This is a genomic window from Deltaproteobacteria bacterium (assembly GCA_005879535.1).
GTDB lineage: Bacteria > Myxococcota > Myxococcia > Myxococcales > 40CM-4-68-19 > 40CM-4-68-19.
Genome location: VBKI01000075.1, coordinates 16,162 through 36,084, shown reverse-complemented (window position 1 = coordinate 36,084; position 19,923 = coordinate 16,162). Strand labels below are relative to the sequence as shown.

Genomic DNA, 19,923 nt, shown 5'->3' with positions numbered 1-19,923 from the left:
GCGAGGATGCCTACCCCGATGACCGGCAATACCCGCGCCGGCCGCTCGGCAGCGGCCCGGTCGTCGGGAATGTTCGCCAATGCGAGCACGCGCAGGCCCTCGTCGCAGTCGCGCGTCATCTTGCGGTACCGCGGCTCGAAGATGTGCAGCGGCACCAGCGCATGGGGCAGCAGGACCGCGCCCGGCAAGGGAAAGATGGGAAGGTTCGTCAGGGTGCGCCGGACGCGCTCCGCGTCGTCCATGGCGGGCGAGCCTACACCGTTTCAGGCGGCGCGGGCGGCCGCTCGCGTCGTCTGGGTGGCGCGGACCGCGCTCTGGATGCGCATGCCGTAGAAGCTGCGCCAGACGAACACCACCGAGAGCGCGAAGAAGATCGCTGCCAGCACCAGGCGCGTACCCGTCTGCATTTCGGTCGCGAGCTCGACGGCGAGCAACCCGAACAAGGTGGTGAACTTGATGATCGGGTTCATCGCCACGCTGGAGGTATCCTTGAACGGGTCGCCCACCGTATCGCCCACCACCGATGCGGCATGCAGCGGCGTCCCCTTCGCCTTCAGCTCTACCTCCACCACCTTCTTCGCGTTGTCCCAGGCGCCGCCGGCGTTCGCCATGAAGATGGCCTGGTAGAGGCCGAACAGGGCAATGGAGATCAGGTAACCGATGAAGAAGTAGCTCTCGAGGCAGGCGAAGGCGAGGGTGGAGAAGAAGACGACCAGGAAGATGTTCCACATGCCGCGCTGCGCGTACTGGGTGCAGATCTCGACCACTTTCTTGGAGTCGGAGATCGAGGCCTTGGTGGCTCCTTCGAGCTTGATGTTCGCCTTGATGAACTCCACCGCGCGGTAGGCGCCGGTGGAGACGGCCTGGATGGACGCGCCGGTGAACCAGTAGATGACGGCGCCGCCGGTGACCAGGCCGAGGAGAAAGGGTGCGTGCAACATGGTCAGGTACTGCATGTTCGTCCGCAACCCGTCGGTGAGGACCATGATGATCGAGAAGATCATCGTCGTCGCGCCTACCACCGCGGTCCCGATCAGCACCGGCTTCGCGGTGGCCTTGAAGGTGTTCCCGGCGCCGTCGTTCTCCTCCAGGAAGTGCTTGGCCTTGTCGAAGGAGAGATCGAACCCGAAGTCCCGCTTCACCTCGGCCTCGAGGCCGGGGATCTGCTCGATCAGTGAGAGCTCGTAGACGGACTGCGCGTTGTCCGTCACTGGTCCATAGCTGTCGACTGCGATGGTCACCGGGCCCATCCCCAGGAAGCCGAAGGCGACCAGGCCGAAGGCGAACACGGCGGGCGCGAGCATCATCTGGCCGAGGCCCTGGGCGGAAACGAAGAAGCCGATGCCCATCAGGGAGACGATGACGATCCCCATCCAGTAAGCGCTGAAGTTGCCGGCGGTCAGCCCGGAGAGGACGTTGAGCGAGGCTCCTCCCTCGCGCGAGGCGGTCACCACCTCGCGGACGTGGCTGGACTCGGTCGAGGTGAATGCCTTCACGACCTCGGGGATGATCGCGCCGGCGAGCGTTCCCGCCGTGATGATGAGCGAAAGCTTCCACCACATGGTGGTGTCACCGCCGAGATTCGGGATCAGGAGCCAGCTGACGACGAAGGTCAGCGCGACGGAGACCAGCGAGGTGAGCCAGACCAGGAAGGTGAGGGGCGCCTCGAAGTTCATCCGGTCGGCGTGGGCGTACCGGCCGCGCTGGATCGTCTCGTTGATCAGGTACGATCCGACGGAAGCGACGATCATCATGATCCGCATCGCGAAGATCCAGACCAGGAGCTGCACCTGCACCCGCGGCTCGGGCACCGCGAGCAGGATGAAGCTGATCAGCGCTACTCCGGTGACGCCGTAGGTCTCGAATCCGTCGGCCGAGGGACCCACCGAGTCGCCGGCGTTGTCCCCGGTGCAGTCGGCGATCACGCCAGGGTTGCGCGCGTCGTCCTCCTTGATGTTGAAGACGATCTTCATCAGATCGCTGCCGATGTCGGCGATCTTGGTGAAGATCCCGCCGGCGATGCGCAGCGCGGAGGCGCCAAGCGATTCGCCGATGGCGAATCCGATGAAGCAGGGCCCCGCGTAGTCCACCGGCACGAAGAGGAGGATGCAGAGCATCATCAGGAGCTCGATGCTGATCAGCATCGTGCCGATGGACATGCCCGCCTTCAGCGGAATGACGTACGTCGGGAATGGCTTTCCGCGCAGGGCGGCGAAGGCGGTGCGCGAGTTGGCGAAGGTGTTGACGCGGATGCCGAACCAGGCAACTCCGTAGCTGCCGCCGATTCCGAGCAGGCTGAAGATGATGATGGTGATCACCTTGGCCGCCTCGAAATGCCGGAGCCAGCCGAAATAGATCACCATGATCACGCCGATGAAGGTCTCCAGGATGAGGATGAACTTGCCCTGGGTGACGAGGTACGTCTTGCAGGTCTCGTAGATCAGCTCGGAGACCTCGAGCATCGCCCGGTGGACCGGCAATCGCTTGAGCTGGGCAAAGATGACGATGCCGAAGATCAGGCCGAGCGCGCAGATCACGAGTCCGATCTCCAGCAGGCTGCGTCCCGACATCCCGAGAAAGCCGACGCTCCCCAGATCGGGAAGGATCAGCTTCGCCTCGTCGGCGCGGGCAGCGAACGGAAGCGCGAGGACGGCCAGGACGGGCAGGGCAAAACGGCGGACGATATTCTGCATGGGGGCGCGGGACTCCCGGTTTTTCGGGGCGGCGAAAAATAGAGTGATCCGCCGCGCCTGTAAAGCCCAACGGCGCATGCCAAGGCCAAAAACCTTGCCGCGGAGAACGCAGAGGACGCGGAGGTTCCTTTGGCGGGATCGGCAAGCCCCAAAATCTCCGCGCGCTTGAAGACTGAGCGGTCGGCTACCTGCTGGCCGTGACCGTCTTGGCCGGACCCGCTTCGCGCGAGAGCGCGGCGAAGTTGATGTTCCCGAACCCGCTCTGGTTGCACGCGAACATCACCCGCTTGATCACCTTGAACGGGATCTGCTTGTCCGCCTGGACATTGATCAGCCCCCGGAAGGGATGATCCGGGTCGTTCTGGTGGACGGTCTCGTAGCGGCGCTTCTCGTCGCGCAGCGCGTCCTCGAGCTCGGGCACGTTGACCGCGTCACCCTTCGCCAGGTCCGCGGTGTTGAGCAGCATCCTGCCGTCGAACGTGACCGCTTCGGGGGAGACGGAGATGACCGGCGCGCGGTCGAGCTGGGAGCCGTGGTACGCGTCGGGCAGTTTGATGTCCTTGCTCATGTAGAGCACTTCGCCGTTCGCACTGAAGTTCATCAGGAGGAAGATGACGATGATGGTCATCACGTCCACCAGCGAGGTCAGCGTGAGACCGGCGTAGACGCCGCGCTTGCCGCGGTTGAACTTCTTTTCCAGGACCTTGCTCTGGGCGATCCGATCGCAGGGCCGCTTCCCCGGCGTGACGATGGCCATTGCGCCCCCCTAGTTCGCCGGCGCAACGGTCACGTTGCGCAGCTGTTCGCCCATCGCGGTGTCCACGGTCTCGACCAGGTCGGCGTACGCGACCGAATCCTCGGGCTGCACGGTGATGGCGCTTTGGTCTGGCAGGCTCGACTTCAGCGTCTTCAGCTTCTCGGCGAGCGTCTTGCGATCGAAGACCCCGTTCTGCTTGGGAATGTCGAGAATCGCTCCGGCCATGATGAGCTGGTAGCCCTTGTCGTTCAGGAGCAGCCGCACGTCGATGGTGCTCTCCTGCTTCGCCTGTGGATCCGGCGGACCGCCGCTGCTCGCCACCTGGAGGCCCGCGATCTGTGTCCACACCGCGGTGATCAGGAGGAAGCTGATGCAGCAGGAGAGCAGGTCGATGAACGGCACGAGGTTCAGCTCGGCGTCCAGCGCCTTCTTTCCGCCTTTCCCGGTATGTTCCTGCGGAGCCGCGCCAGCCATGATCGTTCTCTCCTCGCCGTCCGGTTACTGCTGGGGCAGGTTGGCGGGGATCCGCATCTTGTCCTTGTTGGCCACGATCAGGTTCAGCACGCCGACCGACGTCTCGTTGATGTCGTCGATCATGTGCTGGGTCCGCCCCTGCAGCAGCGAGAACGCCACCAGCGAGGGGATGGCGACGATGAGGCCGAACGCCGTGCAGTTCATCGCCTCCGCGATGCCGTCGGAGAGGACGCGGGCCTTCTCGCTGGCGTCCACACCGGCGACGCCGGCGAAGCACTGGATCAGGCCGATGATGGTGCCGAGCAAGCCGACCAGGGTGGCGACGTTGCCGATCATCGCCAGATAGCCGGTGCGCTTCTCGATGCGGGGCATCTCCCGCAGCGAAGCCTCGTCCATCGCGGCCTGCACCTCGTCCTCTCCCTTGGGGACGTTGATGAGTCCCGCCTTGACGATGTTGGTCAGGGGCGTCGTCTTCTGGCCGGCCGTGTAGCTGATCGCCTTGTCCAGGTCGCCGTTGAAGATGTGCGTCTTCAGGCCGCGCAAGAACTGGTCCTTGTCGACGCTGGCGGAGAAGAAGAGAACCTGGATGCGGTCGATGATCACCGCGACCGCGAAGACGAGGCAGATCGCGATCGGGTACATGCCGAAGCCGCCGCCCTTCCAGTGCTGCGCGACCGTCTCGAAAATCGGGCTCATTCGTTTCCGTCCTCTGCAGGAAAAGAGTTCAAAACCGGCCGGGACCGCGGGGCCCCCCCGCCTCCCTCGAACCGGGCCACTGGCCCGTTCAGCAATCTGGGTGCCGCTCACCGAATCGGCAATCGGGCGCTTGCTGCTGCTTCCCGGCGCCGCTGCCGCCGCCACCGCGGAAGCAGGGACCGGGCCATTGCGCCGTGCTAGGTTCCGCACTCCGATGGCGCGCGAGGTCACCTTCCCGAGAACGCGGCACGTCGCGCTGTCCGGACTTGAACAGGGCGGGGAGGCGAAAGCGGCGGGAAGCGAAGCGATTCTCGTTCCCATCCGGGTTGCCGCGCAGGTCACGCCCCCGGCGGGCGTCCCGCTCCCGCCGCCGGTCGAGCCGGGAGCGCCGGGAGTTCCGGAAAAGGGCGCGCTGCCCGCTGCGGCGCCGGTCCCCGCGCTGGAGGCCGGGACGGAGGCTCCCGCTCCGCAGACTCGCCAGGTCCCCTGGGTGATCGGCGCCGACGTCGGCGTGCCCACGGGCGAAACCGACCGGTGTCGGGCGCTCGACGGCGCGCCGGCAGCGGTCCGCTGTGCCTCTTCTCTCGAAGGACGCGACGCCGCGGGCGCACTCGCGGCGCGCGCCGCGCTCGCGGGAGAAGCGGTCCTTCTCGAAGGCCTCGATCGCTGGTACCGCCTCGGGCCTGAGGGCGCCGGCTACTGCCGCAGCTGCGAGCTCGCGCTCGTCGAGTACCTGCGCGAGGCCTACGGCGATCACCTCGAGCCCTTCGACGCGCTCGAGGAAATGCGCTCCTCCACGCTGCCGCGGCGCGAGCGCCCGTTCGCGCGCCAGAAGCAGGCGCTGCGTCTTCTCGAGTCGGTCGAGGCGGCCAAGAGGTCCATTCTTCGCGCCCGCGACGAAGCGCGCCGCCAGCGCAGCGTGGAGGTGGCGGTCCTCGGGCGGGCGGGAACGCTGTCTCCGCTCGCGCTCGAGCTCTGCCGCCACCTGGACGGGCTCGTCTTCGACCTCCCCTCGCTCGACCCGTTCGCCGCGTTGCTTCCGCTGCTTGCGGCGCGGGCCGCTCTCGGGCTGAGGCCGGCCGTCGCCGTTCTTCCTGCGGGGGCCAGCGCGGCGCAAGTGCAGCTCTTTGCCGGGCTGGCGACGGCGTGCGACGCCGATCTGTTGCTCGGCGACGACGCGCCGCCGCAGGCGCGGGAGGCTCTCGCGGCGCATCGGCAGTTTCTCGGCCTGGTCCGCGAGCGCTACCGCCCGAGCGTCGCGCTCCTCGACGTCGAGGTGCTGCTCTCGCCGCGCTGCGACCATTGGGCGGACGGCGGACATGAGCGCGCGGCGGCAGCCGCCGTCGCCGCGCTGGCGCGGGCGCAGCTCCAGCCCGTCGTCCGACTCGATCTTTCGGGCGGCATCCGCGCGCGGCTTCTGGTGCTGGCTGGCGCGACCGCGCTGCCCGCGTCGGACGCAGTGGCAGCGCGCCGATACGTCGAAGCAGGCGGGGATCTATTGATGGTCGGCAAGTGCACGCCGATCGACGAGGAAGGCCGCACCGGCGACCCGCTCTTCCCCGAAGTGAAGTCAGGCCTCGAGCGCGTCGGCGAAGGACGCGTGTTCGCGCTCGACGAGGGCGCCCAGGACGCAGCGCTGACCCGCGCGTTGCGGGAGCTGTCGACCCGCGCCCGCCCGCAGGTCACCATCAGCGGCCGCGGCAGGCTCTTCTCGCGCGCGTATCTCGATCCGGAGCGGAAGCTGGACGTGCACTTCGTCAACCTCGATCTTCAGGATGCCGCCTTCGTCCCCGCGCAGGGCGTGCAGGTGAGCATCGCCGGGCAAGCGGCCGGCGGCGGCCGCTCGGGCTATTGGTTCGCGCCGGAGCGCAGCGGCGGCCGGGACGGCGAGAGGATCACGCTCAACCCCTCGGGCTTCTCGGTCTCGACCATCCTGCCGAGCGTCGGCGGCTATGCACTCCTTGCAGTGCCGCGATGAGCGACGACGCACCTACGGCTTGTCGCGGATGACGACCGCTGGCGGATTCGACGCCCGATCGAGATCGACGATCCGCGTCTTTCCCACGTAGGCGGTGGTTTCGTACCGCGTAATCCTGCCGATCTTTTTCACGATCTGCGCCATCCGCTCCGCTTCGCGGAGGATGGCAGCCAGCTCTTCCCGGCCTTTTTCGTGCTCGCGCGTGCGCCGGAACAGCAGCTCGGAAAATCCGAGGACGCTCGTGAGCGGCTGGTTGAGCTCGTGCGCAGCGGCGCCGGCGAGCTCTGAAACGACCGCCGCCTTTTCGGCCTCCTCCAGCCGCTCGCGCGTCTTGCGCAGCTCCGACTCGCGCCGCAGCTCCTCTCTCAGATCGCGGAACACGCCGACGGTGGCGGTATCGCGGCCGTCCTCGGTGACGATGGCTGCGGACAAGTCGACGGGGATCACTTCGCCGCTGCGGGCGACGATCTCGCAGCGCACGCGACCGAACTCCTCGCCTGCCGCCCGCGCCTCCCGAAGCCGGCGCATCATCTCTTCCGCCAACCCCGGCGGATAGAGCTCGCGGATGTTCGACTTCCCCACCAGCGCCCCGGCGGGGAAGCCCGTCATCCGCTCCGCGCCCTTGTTGAACAGGAGGAGCGTTCCCTGCAGGTCGGCGGCGACGATGCCATCGGAGGTGGCGTGAATGAGCCGCTCGAGAAACTCCTTGGTCTGGCGCAGCTCGCTCTCCAGCTCGCGGCGCTCGGAGACGTCGCGGAAGGTGAGGATGGCGTGGCCATTCTGCGACCGCAGGGGCCCGGCGGATACCGACAACGTCAGGGGGCGCCCGTCCCTGGTCTGCACGCGCAGGTCGGCGGAGAGCACGCGGCCGCCGCCAGCCAGCTCCCGCCAGAGCAGGGTCGCTTCCATCGCGCTCTCCTTCGCCACCAACTCGGGCAGGGGCAACCCACGGGCCTCCTCGCCATGGAGGCCGAGGATCGAGCAGCCTGCCGGATTGACCGTCAGGACGCGGCCCTGCTCATCGAGCACCGCCATGCCGTCGTTGATGTGGCTGAAGAAATCCTCGTACCGGCGCAGTTGCGACAGCTCGCCGCGATCGTCCGCGGCACGGATCAGCGTCCGCAGGAGCGGCGGAAGATCCGTCGCGCCGTAGGGAAGCCGCACCAGCGCGTCGAGTGCGCTCGCCCCCGCGGAAAGCGGAGCGTCACCGCTCAGGACCCCCACGACTGGAGCGTAGCGGTGGCGAACGTCGGCGATCGCTTCCTGCGCGCCTTCGACGTCGACGACCGCCGCGCCACCGTCGGCCAGGTCGAATCCGGCCGCAACCATCTGCGCTGCAAGCGCCTGGGCCGCGGGACCGATCAATGCAATGCGGAATCTGCGATGCTCCGGCAACGGGTCGTTCTCTCGTCCCCCGGCCGGAAACTCTACCGCGAGTCAGCGTGCTCCACGAAATGCCGAGAGAGCCGCCGCCATCACCTCCTTCACCGCGACGCCCAAGCGCTCGGCTGCCTGCCTGCAGTCCTCGAACTCCGGTGCCACGTTGGCGATCGTTCCCCCGAGCCGTCCTACCTTGACGCGCACTTTTCCGTACGCGGTCTCGACCTCGATGAGCTCCCGGTCGAGCACGCGGCGCTCGACGCGCGTCGCCCGAACCCCGAGGGTGCTGGTCTGCCTGAACATCTCGGTTTCGACGGCGCTCCGGCGTGTGTCGTCGCAGATCGCGCCGAAAAGGTGTCCCGGCCGCCCCTTCTTCATCGTCACAGGGGCAATCCAGGCGTCGAGTGCGCCGGCGGCAAGGATGGAATCGAGGGCCGCCGCCAGCAGCTGCGGCGAAAGGTCGTCGAGGTTCGCTTCCAGCACCCACACCGCATCCGAGGGGACCGTGGACCGCCCGAGGAGCGCGCGCAACAGGTTCGGGGCGTCTTCCCACCTCCTGGTGCCGGCGCCATACCCGATATGGTCGATGGTCAGCTCCGGGATCGCGAGCGACTCCTCGCTCCAGGCGGCGAGCAGCGCCGCACCGGTGGGCGTGGTCCGCTCACCCGGGCCGCTGGGACGCACCGTCCGTCCGCGCAGGACCTCGAGCGTGGCGGGCGAGGGAACGGGAATGACGCCATGAGCGGCAGGGATCGTTCCGCCGCCGGAAGGCGGAGGCAGGGCGAGAATCCGCCGCGGCGCGAGCGCCTCGATCAGCGCCGCGCTGCCGACCACGTCGACGATCGAGTCGACGGCGCCGACCTCGTGGAACTCGACCTCCTCGGGCGCGATCCCGTGGATGCGCGCTTCCGCCTTGACGAGCACCTCGAAGGCGGCCTGCGCCATGCCGGCGGCCCGGGAGGGAAGGTGCGCGCGGGAGAGGAGATCGCGGATCTCCCGCCACGGGCGGTGGGTGTGCCGATCGCGTGGTGCGCGGACGTCGACGTGGAGCGCGCGGATTCCGGCGATCTCCACTTCGCGCGCATCGACGGAGACGCCGGGAAGAGCGAGACGCCGCAGACCGTCGTCGAGCGCCGCCCGAGGCGCGCCGAGGTGCAGCAGGGCGCCGATCATCATGTCGCCGGCGATCCCGCCGACAGGCTCGAGGACGAGGGTGCTCATCGCGGCCGCGCCTCCTGCCGGCGGTCTCTGGCGTCCCGCACGGCGTGCGACTGGCGCGCGATCAGCGCGGCCACGAAGCCGGCGCCGAAGCCATTGTCGATGTTCACCACCGTGACGTTTGCGGCGCAGGAGTTCAGCATCGCCAGGAGAGCCGCGATTCCACCCAGGGAGGCGCCATAGCCGACGCTGGTCGGGACGGCGATCACGGGACGCGCTACCAGCCCCCCGACGACCGACGGCAGCGCGCCTTCCATCCCGGCGCAGACGACGAGCGCATCGGCCTCGCGCAGCGCCGGCGCCCGCCGCAGCAGGCGGTGCAGGCCGGAGATGCCGACGTCATAGACGCGCTCGACCTGCGCTCCGACGACGTGGGCGGTCGCGCATGCCTCTTCCGCCACCGGGATGTCGGTGGTGCCGGCGCAGACCACGGCGACCAGACCTTCCCGCGGCGGAATCCCGGCGGCCGGAGGGGCCGTGAACGTGCGCGAGACCGGGTCGTAGCGGCCCCGGGGAGCAGCCGCGAGCGCCGCCGCCTCGGCCTCCGGCGCCATGCGCGTGACCAGAACGGCCTGGCCGAGCGTGACCAGCCGCTCGACGAGCGCGCCGATCTGCTCGGGCCGCTTCCGCTCGCCGAAGATCACCTCCGGCACGCCCATGCGGAGCGCGCGCTCGCCGTCGAGCTGCGCGAAGTCGGAGATCTGCTGGACGGGAAGCTCCGTCAGGAGGCGAGCGGCGTCCTCTACCGCCAGCTCGCCCGATTTGACCCGCTCGAGAAAGTCACGCAGCGCCCGCGCGTCCATCGCGGGCGATCTATCACACGACGCCGAGCATCGAGAGCAGGCGCGAGAGCGATTCGTCGACAGGAGCGGCGACGATGCGGCCGGCGTACCGGACGCCCGGAAGACGAAGATCGGTCACCAGTAGCAGCGAGGAGTCGAGATCCCCGAACGCCGCCTCCATGGTCTCGGCGAGCGTGCCCCCGCCGACGTGAGGGATGGACGGAACCAGGGTGAGCCCGACCGCCGCCGCGACGCCTCCCACGTAGCTCGACACCACGATGTTCGACATCTCCGCCAGCGCGCTTGTGTACAGCGTGGGCTGCTGCAGGGCGCCTCCGGGAGCGCCCAGGAGCAGCCCGCCCATCAACGTCGCTCCCTCCTCCGTCACGTGCATCATCCAGCGCAGGCGAGCGCCGCCGTCGACCTCGAAGTGGACCGAGAAGGCCGCGCCGTCGGGCTGCAGCACCCGCTGCACCGCCCCCTTCGGCGCCACCTGGGCGCGGGGCTGCACCGCCTCCACGAACGTCCCCAGCAGTCGCCCGAGCGATCGCGCGGCATCCGCGGAGCCGAACTGGGCGAGCTGCCGCAGCGCCTCGATCTGCTGCGGCGTGAGCTCCAGCGGAGTGACGGGCTTGCGCTGCTGCATCAGGCCGCCCCCCGCATCCGCTGGGAAGCTTCCGCCAGCTCGTGCAGCCCGCGGGGATCGAGCACCAGCAGCGGCCGGCCGTTTCCGAGGACGGTGGTTCCGGCGAGCCCCTTGATCCGATCGATCGGCGCAAAGAGCGGCTTCAGCACCGCTTCTTCCTGGCCGACCAGCCGGTCGACCGAGAGCGCGAAGGTGATGCCGTCGACTTCCAGCACCGCGAACGGCCGGGGCCCGGGAGGCGCGAGCGACGGTAGCCCGAAAAGTTTCGCCAGCGAGTACGCACGCACGAGCTGTCCCATCACCGCCAGCGACCTCGCCTCGAACCCCTCTCCTCCGCGCGCGGAGAGATCGTACTCGGTGGTGGCAACGACGCGGCTCATCGGCAACCCGTACAGCTCGCCTCCCACCTGCACGAGAAGAAGATTCGCCATGGAGACGCTGAGGGGGAGCTCGAGGGTGAACCGCGAGCCCTTTCCCGGCGCCGAGCGCAGCCCGATCTTGCCGCCCAGGCCTTCCACCGCGGCCTTCACGGCGTCGAGGCCCACACCCCGGCCGGAGAGATCCGTTGCTTCCTCGCGCGTCGAGAGGCCGGGCAAGAATGCCAGCTCGTAACTCTGCTGCTCGGTGATCTCGCCCACCTTGTCCGGCGAGAGCGTTCCCATGTCGATGGCGCGCTGGCGTAGCCGCTCCGCGTCGAAGCCCGCGCCGTCGTCGCTGACCTCCACCAGGACCTTGTCGCGCTCGCGGCGCGCGCACAGCACCAGCAGGCCGCGCAGCGACTTCCCCATCGAGATGCGCTGGGCGCTGGTCTCCAGACCGTGATCGACGGCGTTGCGGACGAGGTGCGTGAGCGGGTCCGCCAGCGCCTCGATCACGGTGCGATCGAGCTCGACCTCCCCGCCCTGCACTTCGAGCTCCACTTCCTTGCCCAACCGGTGCGCCAGATCGCGAACGGCACGTGGAAGACGCTCCGTGAGGGAGGAGAACGGGGTCAGGCGTGCGTTCATCACGCGGCCATGCAGGTCGCGGGCGTTCCGGCGCAGCCGATCGATCTCGGCCTCGAACTGTCCGGAAGCGTTCTCGGGCAGCTTCCGGGCGGCTTCGCGGAGTCTGGCGATGCCGTGCAGCACCTCCGCCGCCTGGTCGAGAAGCTGATCGAGCGCCTGGGCACGGACGCGGACCGTCGCGTCCGTCCTCCCGTCGTCGGGCATCGGCGCATCCGTGACCATTCGCACCGCGCCGCCCGGCTGCGGCTCCACGGGCTGGGGTCCGCTGGCCGTCGGCGCTGGCGCGAGGCGCACCTCGACGTCTTCCACTTCCGGAATCCCGTCGAAAGCCGCGCGGACCTGCTCGACCGGACGCGCCGTGGCGAGCAGCGCGGTGACCCGCACGCCGCCCTTTTTCTGCATCAGCGCCGTCGGCTGCGGGTCCATCTCCAGGAGCACCCCCAGCGCTTTCAGCTTCCGCTGCACGATCAGGCTTCGCGCGCCCGGCGCCTGGCACGCCTTGGACAGCGCGAACGCGACGTCCAGCCTGGGGAGCGAAGGATCGGCGACCACCTTCTTCGCCACCTTCGGCACCGCCGCGAGGGGAAACGCATCGGGCAGCGCGGCCGACGCCGCCGAGAGCCTTGCGGCGATCGCGGCGGGCGCCTTCTCGCCCTCGCGCGGGCCTTGCGCCGTTCCCGACGCGTGCTGCACCTCCTGGACGAGGCCGTCGGTCGCCTGGAGCAGCAGATCGACGTGGCTGCGCTCCGGTTTCGCGTTGCGCGCCTTGAGCTTGCCGATCAGCGTCTCCGCCGCGTGCGCGATGTCGACGATGGCGGAGAGGCCGATGGTTGCGGCGCTCCCTTTCACCGAATGCACGCGCCGGAAGATGGAATCCCAGAGCGCTCCGCCCGGCGACTCCTGCTCGATGCGCACCAGCTCGGAAGCGAGCTGCTCGAGTTGCTCGGTCGCTTCCGCGATGAAAGCGTGCAGGTACTTGTGGGGGGTCTCCGCCATGAGGGGACCTACTCGCCGAGCACCTTCTTCACGACCGCCAGCACGTCCTCCCCCCGGAACGGCTTGACGATGAAGTCCGTCGCCCCGGCCTCGATGGCCTCCATGACCAGCGACTCCTGTCCGAGCGCGGAGCACATGATCACCACCGCGTTGGGATCGAGCTGGACGATCTCGCGCGTCGCGTCGATGCCCGACTTGTAGGGCATCACGATGTCCATGGTGACGAGGTCGGGCTTCAGGTCGCGGAAGAGGTTGACGGCCTGGACGCCGTCGTCCGCCTCACCCGCGACGGCAAAGCCGGCGCCGGCGAAGATGTCGCGCAGCGTATTGCGCATGAACAGCGCGTCGTCGACGATCAGCACTCGCCTCTGGGGCATCGTTACGCCTCCACCAGGTTGTCGATGGCCCGCTGCAGCTGCTCGGGATCGATCAGCTTCACGGGACCGTCGGCGGAATCCACCTGCGCGAGCGCCGCCCCCGCCGGCTCCTTCAGCTCGCGTGCTTCGGCGGGGATCTCGTCGATCCCGGCCACTTCCGACACGTAGAGACCGACGTCGCCTCTCGCCCGCTGCAGCATCACCACCTTGCCCTCGGGGCGCGCCGGGCGCGCGCGCAAACCGACGAGCGGGCCGAGATCGATCAGGGCAGCCACGCGTCCCTGCTGGCTCATCACCCCGAGGAGCGCCGGGGGCGCGCGAGGAACGCGGGAGACGAACGTCATCTCCGTCACGCGCCGCACCGCGGAGAGCGGGAGCGCGTATCGGTTGCCTCCATGCAGGCAGATGACGGCGCGCGGCATCGGTTCACTCCAGCCTGAACCGCGAGACGACGCTCTGCAGCTCGACGGAAAGGTTGGTCAGCTCCTGCGAGGCGGAGGCGATGGAGGCGGTCACCACCGCCTGCTCGCGGATGGCGCGCGACACCTCCTCCGTGCTCTTGGCGTTGGAGGAAGCCACTTCGCGGATCTCGCGGATGGCCTTCACCATCTCCTCGGAGCCCGCCAGCTGTTCCTTGGCGGCCTGGGAGATGGCGGTGACGCGCTCGGTCCCTTCCTGCGTGGCGTGGACGATCTCGTCGAGGGAGAGGATGATCTGCGCGAGGTCCTCGCGGCCTTGTCCCAGCTCGTCGATGCCTTCCTTCATCGCGGCGACGGCGTGCTGGCTGCGCTGGCTGATCTCCTGGGCGAGCCGGCTGATCTGCTCGGCGGATCGCCCGGCGGACTCCGCCAGCTTCCGGACCTCGTCGGCCACGACGGCAAAGCCGCGGCCGTATTCGCCGGCGCGGGCTGCCTCGATGGCTGCATTGAGGGCGAGGAGGTTGGTCTGCTGCGCCACGCCGGTGATGGCGACGACGATCTTGCTGATCTCCTGCGTCTTCTCGCCGAAGGCGAAGACGGTCTCCGACGCGGCCTCGATCTCGGCAAAGACCTTCTTGATCTTCTCCGCGGCGAGCTGGGCGGCCGCTCCGCCGGCCTGCGCCGCCGTGGAAGTCGCCGTGGCCACTTCGGCCGCCGCCTGAGCGGTATTCGCGCTGGACTTGATGGAGGTGGCGATTCCGTTGATCAAGCCGCTGGCCCGCTCCACCAGTCGCAGCTGTTCCTCCGCACCCTTGGCGATGCGGTCCATCGACTCCTTGATCTCTTCGGCGGAGGCGGTCACGTTGCCGGTGGAGACCTGCATCTCGTCCGCCGAGTCGGCCACGGCGCGGCTGGTGTTCTGGATGTGCCGGACCAGGTCGCGCAGGTTCTCCTGCATGTGCGAGATCGCGACCGTCAGCTCGTCCACCTCGTCCACGCCGAGGAACGAGGGCTTCTCGCTGGGCAACGCCTTGGAGAGATCTCCGCGGCTGATCTCGAGGGCGCTGCGGTTCAGGCGCACGATGCGGTTGGCGATCTGCTTGAGGCCGACCGAGACGGCGATGGCGACGATGAGGCCTGCGGTGGCGCCGGCGATGGCGTGCTGCGGATGGAGACCCTGCCGAATCACCTCGTAGGTGAGCACGCCGGAGAGCACCGCCCAGATGCTCATGTCGCCGAAAAACACCTTGAAGAACAGGCCGAGCCGACGCGAGGAAGCGCGGGACGGGCGCACCGGCCGCAGCCCCGGGCTGCTGGGCGCAGGGGGTGGAGGAGGAGGCCGGGCGGGCGTCGCCAGCGACCGCAGCGGGACATCGTGCTCGTCCGCTCCGAGCAGTTCGTGGTGCGCGGGGGTCGCCATGCCGCCTGCACTGTATCCCGAGGCGCGGGAACGGCAAATCAGGTTCGCAGCCGTTCCGTTGCATGGGGCAGGTGACGCGGCTACCGTTCCTCACCCATGGCTGCGCGCGCCACGCCCAGCGGACATCCCCGGAGCGCCGAAGCGTCTCTCGACGACCGATCGCGCCGCGTCCTCGCAGCGATCGTGCGCGATTACATCCATGGTGGAGAACCCGTAGGCAGCCATGCAATCGCCCGCCGTCCCGACGTCGACGTCTCGTCGGCGACGGTGCGCTCGGTGATGTCCGATCTGGAGGAGATGGGATTCTTGCAGAAGCCGCACACCAGCGCGGGGCGCATTCCCACCGCGCAGGGGTTCCGCTACTACGTGGATGCGCTCCTTCGCGTGAAGCCGCCGCTGCCGGAAGAGCGCGAACAGATCGCGCGCCGGGCACAGGAAGCGACGCAGCTCGACGGGCTGATGACGGCGGCGTCGCGCGTGCTGCATTCGCTCACCCGTCACGCCGGCGTCATCGCCTCGCCGCGGCCGCAGTCCGAGCGGCTGCAGCGCATCGAGTTCCTTCCCCTCCGCGAAGGGCGTGCCCTCGCGGTTCTGGTGGCGCAATCCGGCGCCGTCCACAACCGCCTGATCGCGCTGCAGCAGCCGCTCTCGGCGGGGCAGCTCGAGCACGCCGCGAACTACCTGAACTCGCTGATCGCAAACCGCACCCTGGCCGAGGCACGTGCGCGGTTGCGGACGGAGCTGGAGCGCGACCGCCGGGAGCTCGGCGAGCTGCAGGCACGGGCGCTCGCTCTCGGTGCGGAGGCGGTGCAGGTGGAAGCGCCCACCGTGCACATCGAGGGTCAGTCCTCGTTCCTCGACGACAAGGCGCTGGCGCAAGATCTGATGAAGATCCGCGCCCTCTTCCGCGCCCTCGACGAGAAGGAGCTGCTGCTCGCCGTCCTCGATCGGACCCTGGCGGCGGAGGAGCTGCGCATCTTCATCGGCGCGGAGAGCGGAATCGTCGAGCCGGACCTGGCGATCGTGGCCGCGCCGTACCGGCTGAAGGGCGAGGTGGTCGGGGCGCTCGGGGTGATCGGGCCGACGCGCATGGACTACTCGCGCGTCGTCCCGCTCGTCGAGCTGACCGCACGGACGGTCGGGCTCACGCTCGACGCCAAAGAAGAAGCCTGAACCTTGGCGAAGCGCCCGGCTGCGTTATCTTACCGCCTCCTTGTGGAGGTGATGAGCAGTGCCCGACGATACGCAGGTCCCGCCCGATGCCGCCGTCGACGAGCAGAGGGCAGTCCCAGACGGCGCAGCGGACCCCGGCGCAGCCGAAGGCGGCGGCGAGCCACACAAGCTCGCCACTCTCCAGGCGCAGCTCGAGGAATCGTTCAGGCGCGCCCGCGACACGTCGGACCGGCTGAAGGAGACCCACGACCGCCTGCTCCGCACCGCGGCGGAATTCGACAACTTCAAGAAGCGTGCGGTGAAGGAGAAGGAGGACGTGCAGCGGTTCGGCATCGAACGGTTGCTGAAGGACTTCCTCCCGGTGATGGACAACCTCGAGCGGGCGCTCGATCACGCCGAGCAGCACGATTCACGGCAGGTGATCGAGGGCGTCCGGCTGGTGCAGAAGCTGTTCGAGACCGTCCTCGCAAAGCACGGCGTCGTCGGCTTCTCCGCATTGGGCAAGCCGTTCGACCCCAGCCTGCACGAAGCGCTCATGCAGCAGGAGAGCGACGAGCCCGCCGGGACCGTCGTGTCGGAGATGGCCAAGGGCTACAAGCTCAACGATCGGCTGGTCCGCCCCGCCGCGGTGGTGGTGTCCAAGCCCCGCACCCCGGCGGAACCGCCTCCGGCGGCGAATTCCGAGGGTGGGGGACAAGCCTGAATTTGCCCACGCCCGCTCCACCGAGAAATTTCGGGCCGCCGCGAGCATTGAGGTAGAACGGATCGTGGGGAGAGCTCCGTCAATGCCCAAGGTCATCGGGGTCGATCTCGGCACCACCAACAGCTGCGTCGCGGTGATGGAAGGTGGCGAAGCGGTCGTAATCCCGAACTCCGAGGGCAGCCGAACGACTCCCTCGATGGTGGGCTTCACCGAAGCCGGCGAGCGCCTGGTGGGCCAGATCGCCAAGCGACAGGCCATCACCAATCCCGAGGCTACCGTCTTCGCCGTCAAGCGCCTGATCGGGCGCAAGTTCGACTCGGACGAGGTGCGCAAGAGCATCTCCGTCTCGAGCTTCCGGATCGTCTCCGCCGACAACGGCGACGCCTGGGTGGAGCTGCGCGGGAAGCGGTACAGCCCCGCGGAGATCTCCGCGATGATCCTCTCGAAGATGAAGCAGACCGCCGAGGACTATCTCGGCGAGCAAGTGACGGAGGCGGTGATCACCGTCCCCGCCTATTTCAACGACAGCCAGCGCCAGGCCACCAAGGACGCCGGCCGCATCGCCGGACTGAACGTGCTGCGCATCATCAACGAGCCGACCGCGGCGGCGCTCGCGTACGGTCTCGACAAGGCGCAGGGCAGCGCCGCGAGCAAGACCGGCGCGGCCATGCGCACGTCGGGGGCGGAGAAGATCGCCGTCTACGACCTCGGCGGAGGCACCTTCGACATCTCGGTCCTGGAGCTGAACTCCGGCGTCTTCGAGGTGAAGGCCACCAACGGCGACACCTTCCTCGGCGGCGAGGACTTCGACCAGAGGATCGTCGACTACCTGAACGACAAGTTCGAGAAGGCGTGCAAGATCGACCTGCGCCGCGACCGGATGGCGCTGCAGCGGCTGAAGGAAGCGGCGGAGCGCGCCAAGCACGAGCTCTCCTCGGCGACCGAGACCGACGTGAACCTGCCGTTCATCGCGGCGGACGCGACCGGGCCCAAGCACCTGACCGAGACGATGACGCGCAGCCAGCTCGAGGAGCTGGTGAACGACCTGGTGCAGAAGACCATCGAGCCTTGCCGCATCGCGCTCAAGGACGGGGGCATCAGCGCCAAGGGGATCGATCGCGTCATCCTGGTGGGCGGCATGACGCGGATGCCGAAGGTCCAGCAGGTGGTGCAGAACTTCTTCGGCAAGGAGCCGCACAAGGGAGTGAACCCCGACGAGGTGGTTGCCATCGGCGCGGCCATCCAGGGAGGCGTGCTCAAGGGCGAGGTGAAGGACGTCCTGCTGCTCGACGTCACGCCGCTCTCGCTCGGCGTGGAGACCGCCGGCGGCGTCAATACCCGCATCATCGAGAAGAACACCACCATCCCGGCGCGCAAGTCGCAGGTGTTCTCCACCGCGGTCGACAACCAGCCGATCGTGAACGTGCACGTCTTGCAGGGCGAACGCGACATGGCGGCGGACAACAAGACGCTGGCGCGCTTCGAGCTGGTCGGCATTCCGCCGGCGCCGCGCGGCGTGCCGCAGATCGAGGTGGCGTTCGACATCGACGCGAACGGCATCGTCCACGTCAGCGCCAAGGACCTCGGCACCGGCAAGCAGCAGAGCATCCGGATCGTCGCGTCTTCGGGTCTCACCGAGCAGGAGATCCAGAAGATGATCAAGGACGCCGAGCAGCACAAATCGTCCGACAAGAAGAAGAAGGAGCTGGCGGACGTGAAGAACTCCGCCGACGGGCTCATCTACACGACGGAAAAGGCCCTGGAGGAGTACGCGACGCTGCTGCCGTCGAAGGACATGGCGGAGATCCGCGCGGACCTCGAGGCGCTGAAGGCGGTCGTCGGTACCGAGGACCTGCCGCGGATCAAGTCCGCGGTCCAGCGGCTGGAAGGCTCCGCCTACCGCATCGCCGACGCCCTCTACTCCTCGGGCGACTCCGGCGAGAAGAAGACAGCGGCAAAAAGCTGAAGGATTGACAAGGCTGCCGTTGTTCTTACGTTAGACGGGGCGCGTCGAGCGCTTGCCTGGCTGTTCGCGAGGAGTGATGGTGTCCCAGAAGCGCGATTACTACGAAGTCCTCGGCGTTGCCCGAACCGCCACTTCACAGGAACTGAAGAGCGCCTTCCGCAAGCTCGCGATTCAGTACCACCCCGACAAGAACCCCGGCGACAAGGCCTCCGAGGACCGGTTCAAGGAAGCTTCCGAGGCCTACGAAGTCCTCTGCGACGGGGAGAAGCGCGCCCGGTACGACCGCTTCGGTCACCAGGCGCCCGGCGGATTCGGCCCGAGCCCCTTCGAGGCCGGTTTCACCGGCAATATCAACGACATCTTCGGTGACATCTTCGGGGAGATCTTCGGGCAGCGCGGGCGTTCCCGGAGCGCGCGACAGCGCGGCGCCGACCTCCGCTACAACCTCGAGGTGAGCTTCACCGAGGCCGCGTTCGGGACCGAGGCAAAGGTCAAGATCCCGCGCCACAAGCAGTGCTCGACCTGCCACGGCTCGGGCAGCAAGCCCGGCACAGGTCCGAAGACCTGCCCGACGTGCCACGGCGCAGGCGAGCTGCGGATGACGCAGGGGTTCTTCCAGATCTCGCGGACCTGCGGCCACTGCCAGGGCACCGGCAAGGTGATCACCGACCCGTGCGCGACCTGCCGCGGCGCCGGGAAGGTCGAGACCGAAAGTGCACTGAGCGTCAAAGTGCCACCCGGCGTCGATACCGGGACCCGCCTCAAGCTCACGGGCGAAGGCGAGCCGGGCGACCGCGGCGGCCCGCCCGGCGACCTGTACGTCGTGGTGCACGTCCACGAGCACCCGATCTTCATCCGCGAGGACACGGAGGTCATCTGCGAGGTGCCAATCAGTTTCACCCAGGCGGCGCTGGGCGCGACCATCGACGTCCCGACCCTCGACGGCAAGGTGAAGATGAAGATCCCCTCCGGCACGCAGAGCGGAAAAGTCTTCCGGCTCCGCGGAAAGGGGATACCGCACCTGAACGGCTACCAGCGCGGCGATCAGCACGTGCGGGTGACCGTGGAGGTGCCGGAGAAGCTGACCAAGAAGCAGCGCGAGCTGCTCGAGCAGTTCGGTGCCCTCGCCGGCGAGGACGCGCACCCACAGTCCAAGTCGTTCTTCGCCAAGGTGCGCGAGCTCTTCGGCGCCGAAGAGTCGGAAGAGGAAGCGACGGGCTAGCCCGGCGCGGGGTCGC

General features: G+C 68.4%; 18 protein-coding genes. 5 read left to right on the top strand and 13 right to left on the bottom strand.

The annotated features are described in order from the left end of the window. The 5 genes from E6J58_17430 to E6J58_17410 form a co-directional block, all read right to left on the bottom strand. Positions 1-242, bottom strand: a 242-nt coding sequence (locus tag E6J58_17430) for an ATP-dependent protease (GenBank protein ID TMB34978.1), incomplete at its 3' end; no start/stop codon positions are given. A 21-nt stretch (positions 243-263) separates the two neighbouring features. After that, positions 264-2,693, bottom strand: coding sequence for a sodium-translocating pyrophosphatase (locus tag E6J58_17425; protein ID TMB34977.1), 2,430 nt, complete (start codon positions 2,691-2,693; stop codon positions 264-266). A gap of 184 nt (positions 2,694-2,877) precedes the next feature. Further along, the gene (locus tag E6J58_17420) at positions 2,878-3,450 is read right to left on the bottom strand and encodes a biopolymer transporter ExbD (GenBank protein ID TMB34976.1); all 573 of its coding nucleotides are present in this window, start codon (positions 3,448-3,450) and stop codon (positions 2,878-2,880) included. Between the two features lie 9 nt (positions 3,451-3,459). Next, a complete protein-coding gene (locus tag E6J58_17415; GenBank protein ID TMB34975.1) occupies positions 3,460-3,924 on the bottom strand; it encodes a biopolymer transporter ExbD in 465 nt (154 codons plus the stop codon). A 24-nt stretch (positions 3,925-3,948) separates the two neighbouring features. Beyond that, positions 3,949-4,620 carry a MotA/TolQ/ExbB proton channel family protein gene (locus E6J58_17410; protein ID TMB34974.1) on the bottom strand — a complete coding sequence of 224 codons (672 nt, stop codon included), beginning with the start codon at positions 4,618-4,620 and terminating at the stop codon, positions 3,949-3,951. Between the two features lie 214 nt (positions 4,621-4,834). Between E6J58_17410 and E6J58_17405 the strand changes: the two genes are divergently transcribed. Further along, positions 4,835-6,598 (top strand): hypothetical protein, encoded by a 1,764-nt coding sequence (locus E6J58_17405; GenBank protein ID TMB34973.1) that lies wholly within the window; start codon positions 4,835-4,837, stop codon positions 6,596-6,598. Between the two features lie 12 nt (positions 6,599-6,610). On the opposite strand, the gene E6J58_17400 is transcribed toward E6J58_17405, so the two are convergent. The 8 genes from E6J58_17400 to E6J58_17365 form a co-directional block, all read right to left on the bottom strand. Continuing rightward, entirely contained in the window at positions 6,611-7,963 is a 1,353-nt protein-coding gene (locus E6J58_17400) for a PAS domain S-box protein (GenBank protein TMB34972.1), read from the bottom strand. Between the two features lie 72 nt (positions 7,964-8,035). Then, positions 8,036-9,199, bottom strand: a complete 1,164-nt coding sequence (gene larC, locus E6J58_17395) for a nickel pincer cofactor biosynthesis protein LarC (GenBank protein TMB34971.1) — start codon at positions 9,197-9,199, stop codon at positions 8,036-8,038. Next, positions 9,196-9,999 carry a nickel pincer cofactor biosynthesis protein LarB gene (gene larB / locus E6J58_17390; protein ID TMB34970.1) on the bottom strand — a complete coding sequence of 268 codons (804 nt, stop codon included), beginning with the start codon at positions 9,997-9,999 and terminating at the stop codon, positions 9,196-9,198. Before larB ends, larC begins: the two co-directional genes overlap by 4 nt. 13 nt (positions 10,000-10,012) lie before the next feature. Continuing rightward, positions 10,013-10,624, bottom strand: coding sequence for a hypothetical protein (locus E6J58_17385; protein ID TMB34969.1), 612 nt, complete (start codon positions 10,622-10,624; stop codon positions 10,013-10,015). Beyond that, complete coding sequence (locus E6J58_17380; GenBank protein ID TMB34968.1) at positions 10,624-12,627, bottom strand: chemotaxis protein CheA; 2,004 nt, start codon at positions 12,625-12,627, stop codon at positions 10,624-10,626. The genes E6J58_17385 and E6J58_17380 overlap by 1 nt, the downstream gene beginning before the upstream one ends. Positions 12,628-12,635: 8 nt before the next feature. Next, entirely contained in the window at positions 12,636-13,004 is a 369-nt protein-coding gene (locus E6J58_17375; protein TMB34967.1) for a response regulator, read from the bottom strand. A gap of 2 nt (positions 13,005-13,006) precedes the next feature. Beyond that, on the bottom strand, positions 13,007-13,426 hold the full coding sequence (locus E6J58_17370; protein ID TMB34966.1) for a chemotaxis protein CheW: 420 nt from the start codon (positions 13,424-13,426) through the stop codon (positions 13,007-13,009). A 4-nt stretch (positions 13,427-13,430) separates the two neighbouring features. Then, positions 13,431-14,843, bottom strand: coding sequence for a methyl-accepting chemotaxis protein (locus E6J58_17365; GenBank protein ID TMB34965.1), 1,413 nt, complete (start codon positions 14,841-14,843; stop codon positions 13,431-13,433). A gap of 96 nt (positions 14,844-14,939) precedes the next feature. Between E6J58_17365 and hrcA the strand changes: the two genes are divergently transcribed. From hrcA to dnaJ, 4 genes are all read left to right on the top strand, one after another. Continuing rightward, the gene (hrcA, locus tag E6J58_17360) at positions 14,940-16,016 is read left to right on the top strand and encodes a heat-inducible transcription repressor HrcA (protein ID TMB34964.1); all 1,077 of its coding nucleotides are present in this window, start codon (positions 14,940-14,942) and stop codon (positions 16,014-16,016) included. A 58-nt stretch (positions 16,017-16,074) separates the two neighbouring features. Next, entirely contained in the window at positions 16,075-16,719 is a 645-nt protein-coding gene (gene grpE, locus E6J58_17355) for a nucleotide exchange factor GrpE (GenBank protein TMB34963.1), read from the top strand. An 82-nt stretch (positions 16,720-16,801) separates the two neighbouring features. Then, entirely contained in the window at positions 16,802-18,685 is a 1,884-nt protein-coding gene (gene dnaK / locus E6J58_17350) for a molecular chaperone DnaK (GenBank protein ID TMB34962.1), read from the top strand. Between the two features lie 76 nt (positions 18,686-18,761). Further along, positions 18,762-19,907 carry a molecular chaperone DnaJ gene (gene dnaJ / locus E6J58_17345; GenBank protein ID TMB34961.1) on the top strand — a complete coding sequence of 382 codons (1,146 nt, stop codon included), beginning with the start codon at positions 18,762-18,764 and terminating at the stop codon, positions 19,905-19,907. Positions 19,908-19,923: the final 16 nt, after the last annotated feature.

Coding starts and splice junctions, on each gene's coding strand:
- E6J58_17425 (TMB34977.1), bottom strand. CDS start 2,693: ATGCAGAATATCGTCCGCCGTTTTGCCCTGCCCGTCCTGGCCGTCCTC.
- E6J58_17420 (TMB34976.1), bottom strand. CDS start 3,450: ATGGCCATCGTCACGCCGGGGAAGCGGCCCTGCGATCGGATCGCCCAG.
- E6J58_17415 (TMB34975.1), bottom strand. CDS start 3,924: ATGGCTGGCGCGGCTCCGCAGGAACATACCGGGAAAGGCGGAAAGAAG.
- E6J58_17410 (TMB34974.1), bottom strand. CDS start 4,620: ATGAGCCCGATTTTCGAGACGGTCGCGCAGCACTGGAAGGGCGGCGGC.
- E6J58_17405 (TMB34973.1), top strand. CDS start 4,835: ATGGCGCGCGAGGTCACCTTCCCGAGAACGCGGCACGTCGCGCTGTCC.
- larC (TMB34971.1), bottom strand. CDS start 9,199: ATGAGCACCCTCGTCCTCGAGCCTGTCGGCGGGATCGCCGGCGACATG.
- larB (TMB34970.1), bottom strand. CDS start 9,999: ATGGACGCGCGGGCGCTGCGTGACTTTCTCGAGCGGGTCAAATCGGGC.
- E6J58_17385 (TMB34969.1), bottom strand. CDS start 10,624: ATGCAGCAGCGCAAGCCCGTCACTCCGCTGGAGCTCACGCCGCAGCAG.
- E6J58_17380 (TMB34968.1), bottom strand. CDS start 12,627: ATGGCGGAGACCCCCCACAAGTACCTGCACGCTTTCATCGCGGAAGCG.
- E6J58_17375 (TMB34967.1), bottom strand. CDS start 13,004: ATGCCCCAGAGGCGAGTGCTGATCGTCGACGACGCGCTGTTCATGCGC.
- E6J58_17370 (TMB34966.1), bottom strand. CDS start 13,426: ATGCCGCGCGCCGTCATCTGCCTGCATGGAGGCAACCGATACGCGCTC.
- E6J58_17365 (TMB34965.1), bottom strand. CDS start 14,843: ATGGCGACCCCCGCGCACCACGAACTGCTCGGAGCGGACGAGCACGAT.
- hrcA (TMB34964.1), top strand. CDS start 14,940: ATGGCTGCGCGCGCCACGCCCAGCGGACATCCCCGGAGCGCCGAAGCG.
- dnaK (TMB34962.1), top strand. CDS start 16,802: ATGCCCAAGGTCATCGGGGTCGATCTCGGCACCACCAACAGCTGCGTC.
- dnaJ (TMB34961.1), top strand. CDS start 18,762: ATGGTGTCCCAGAAGCGCGATTACTACGAAGTCCTCGGCGTTGCCCGA.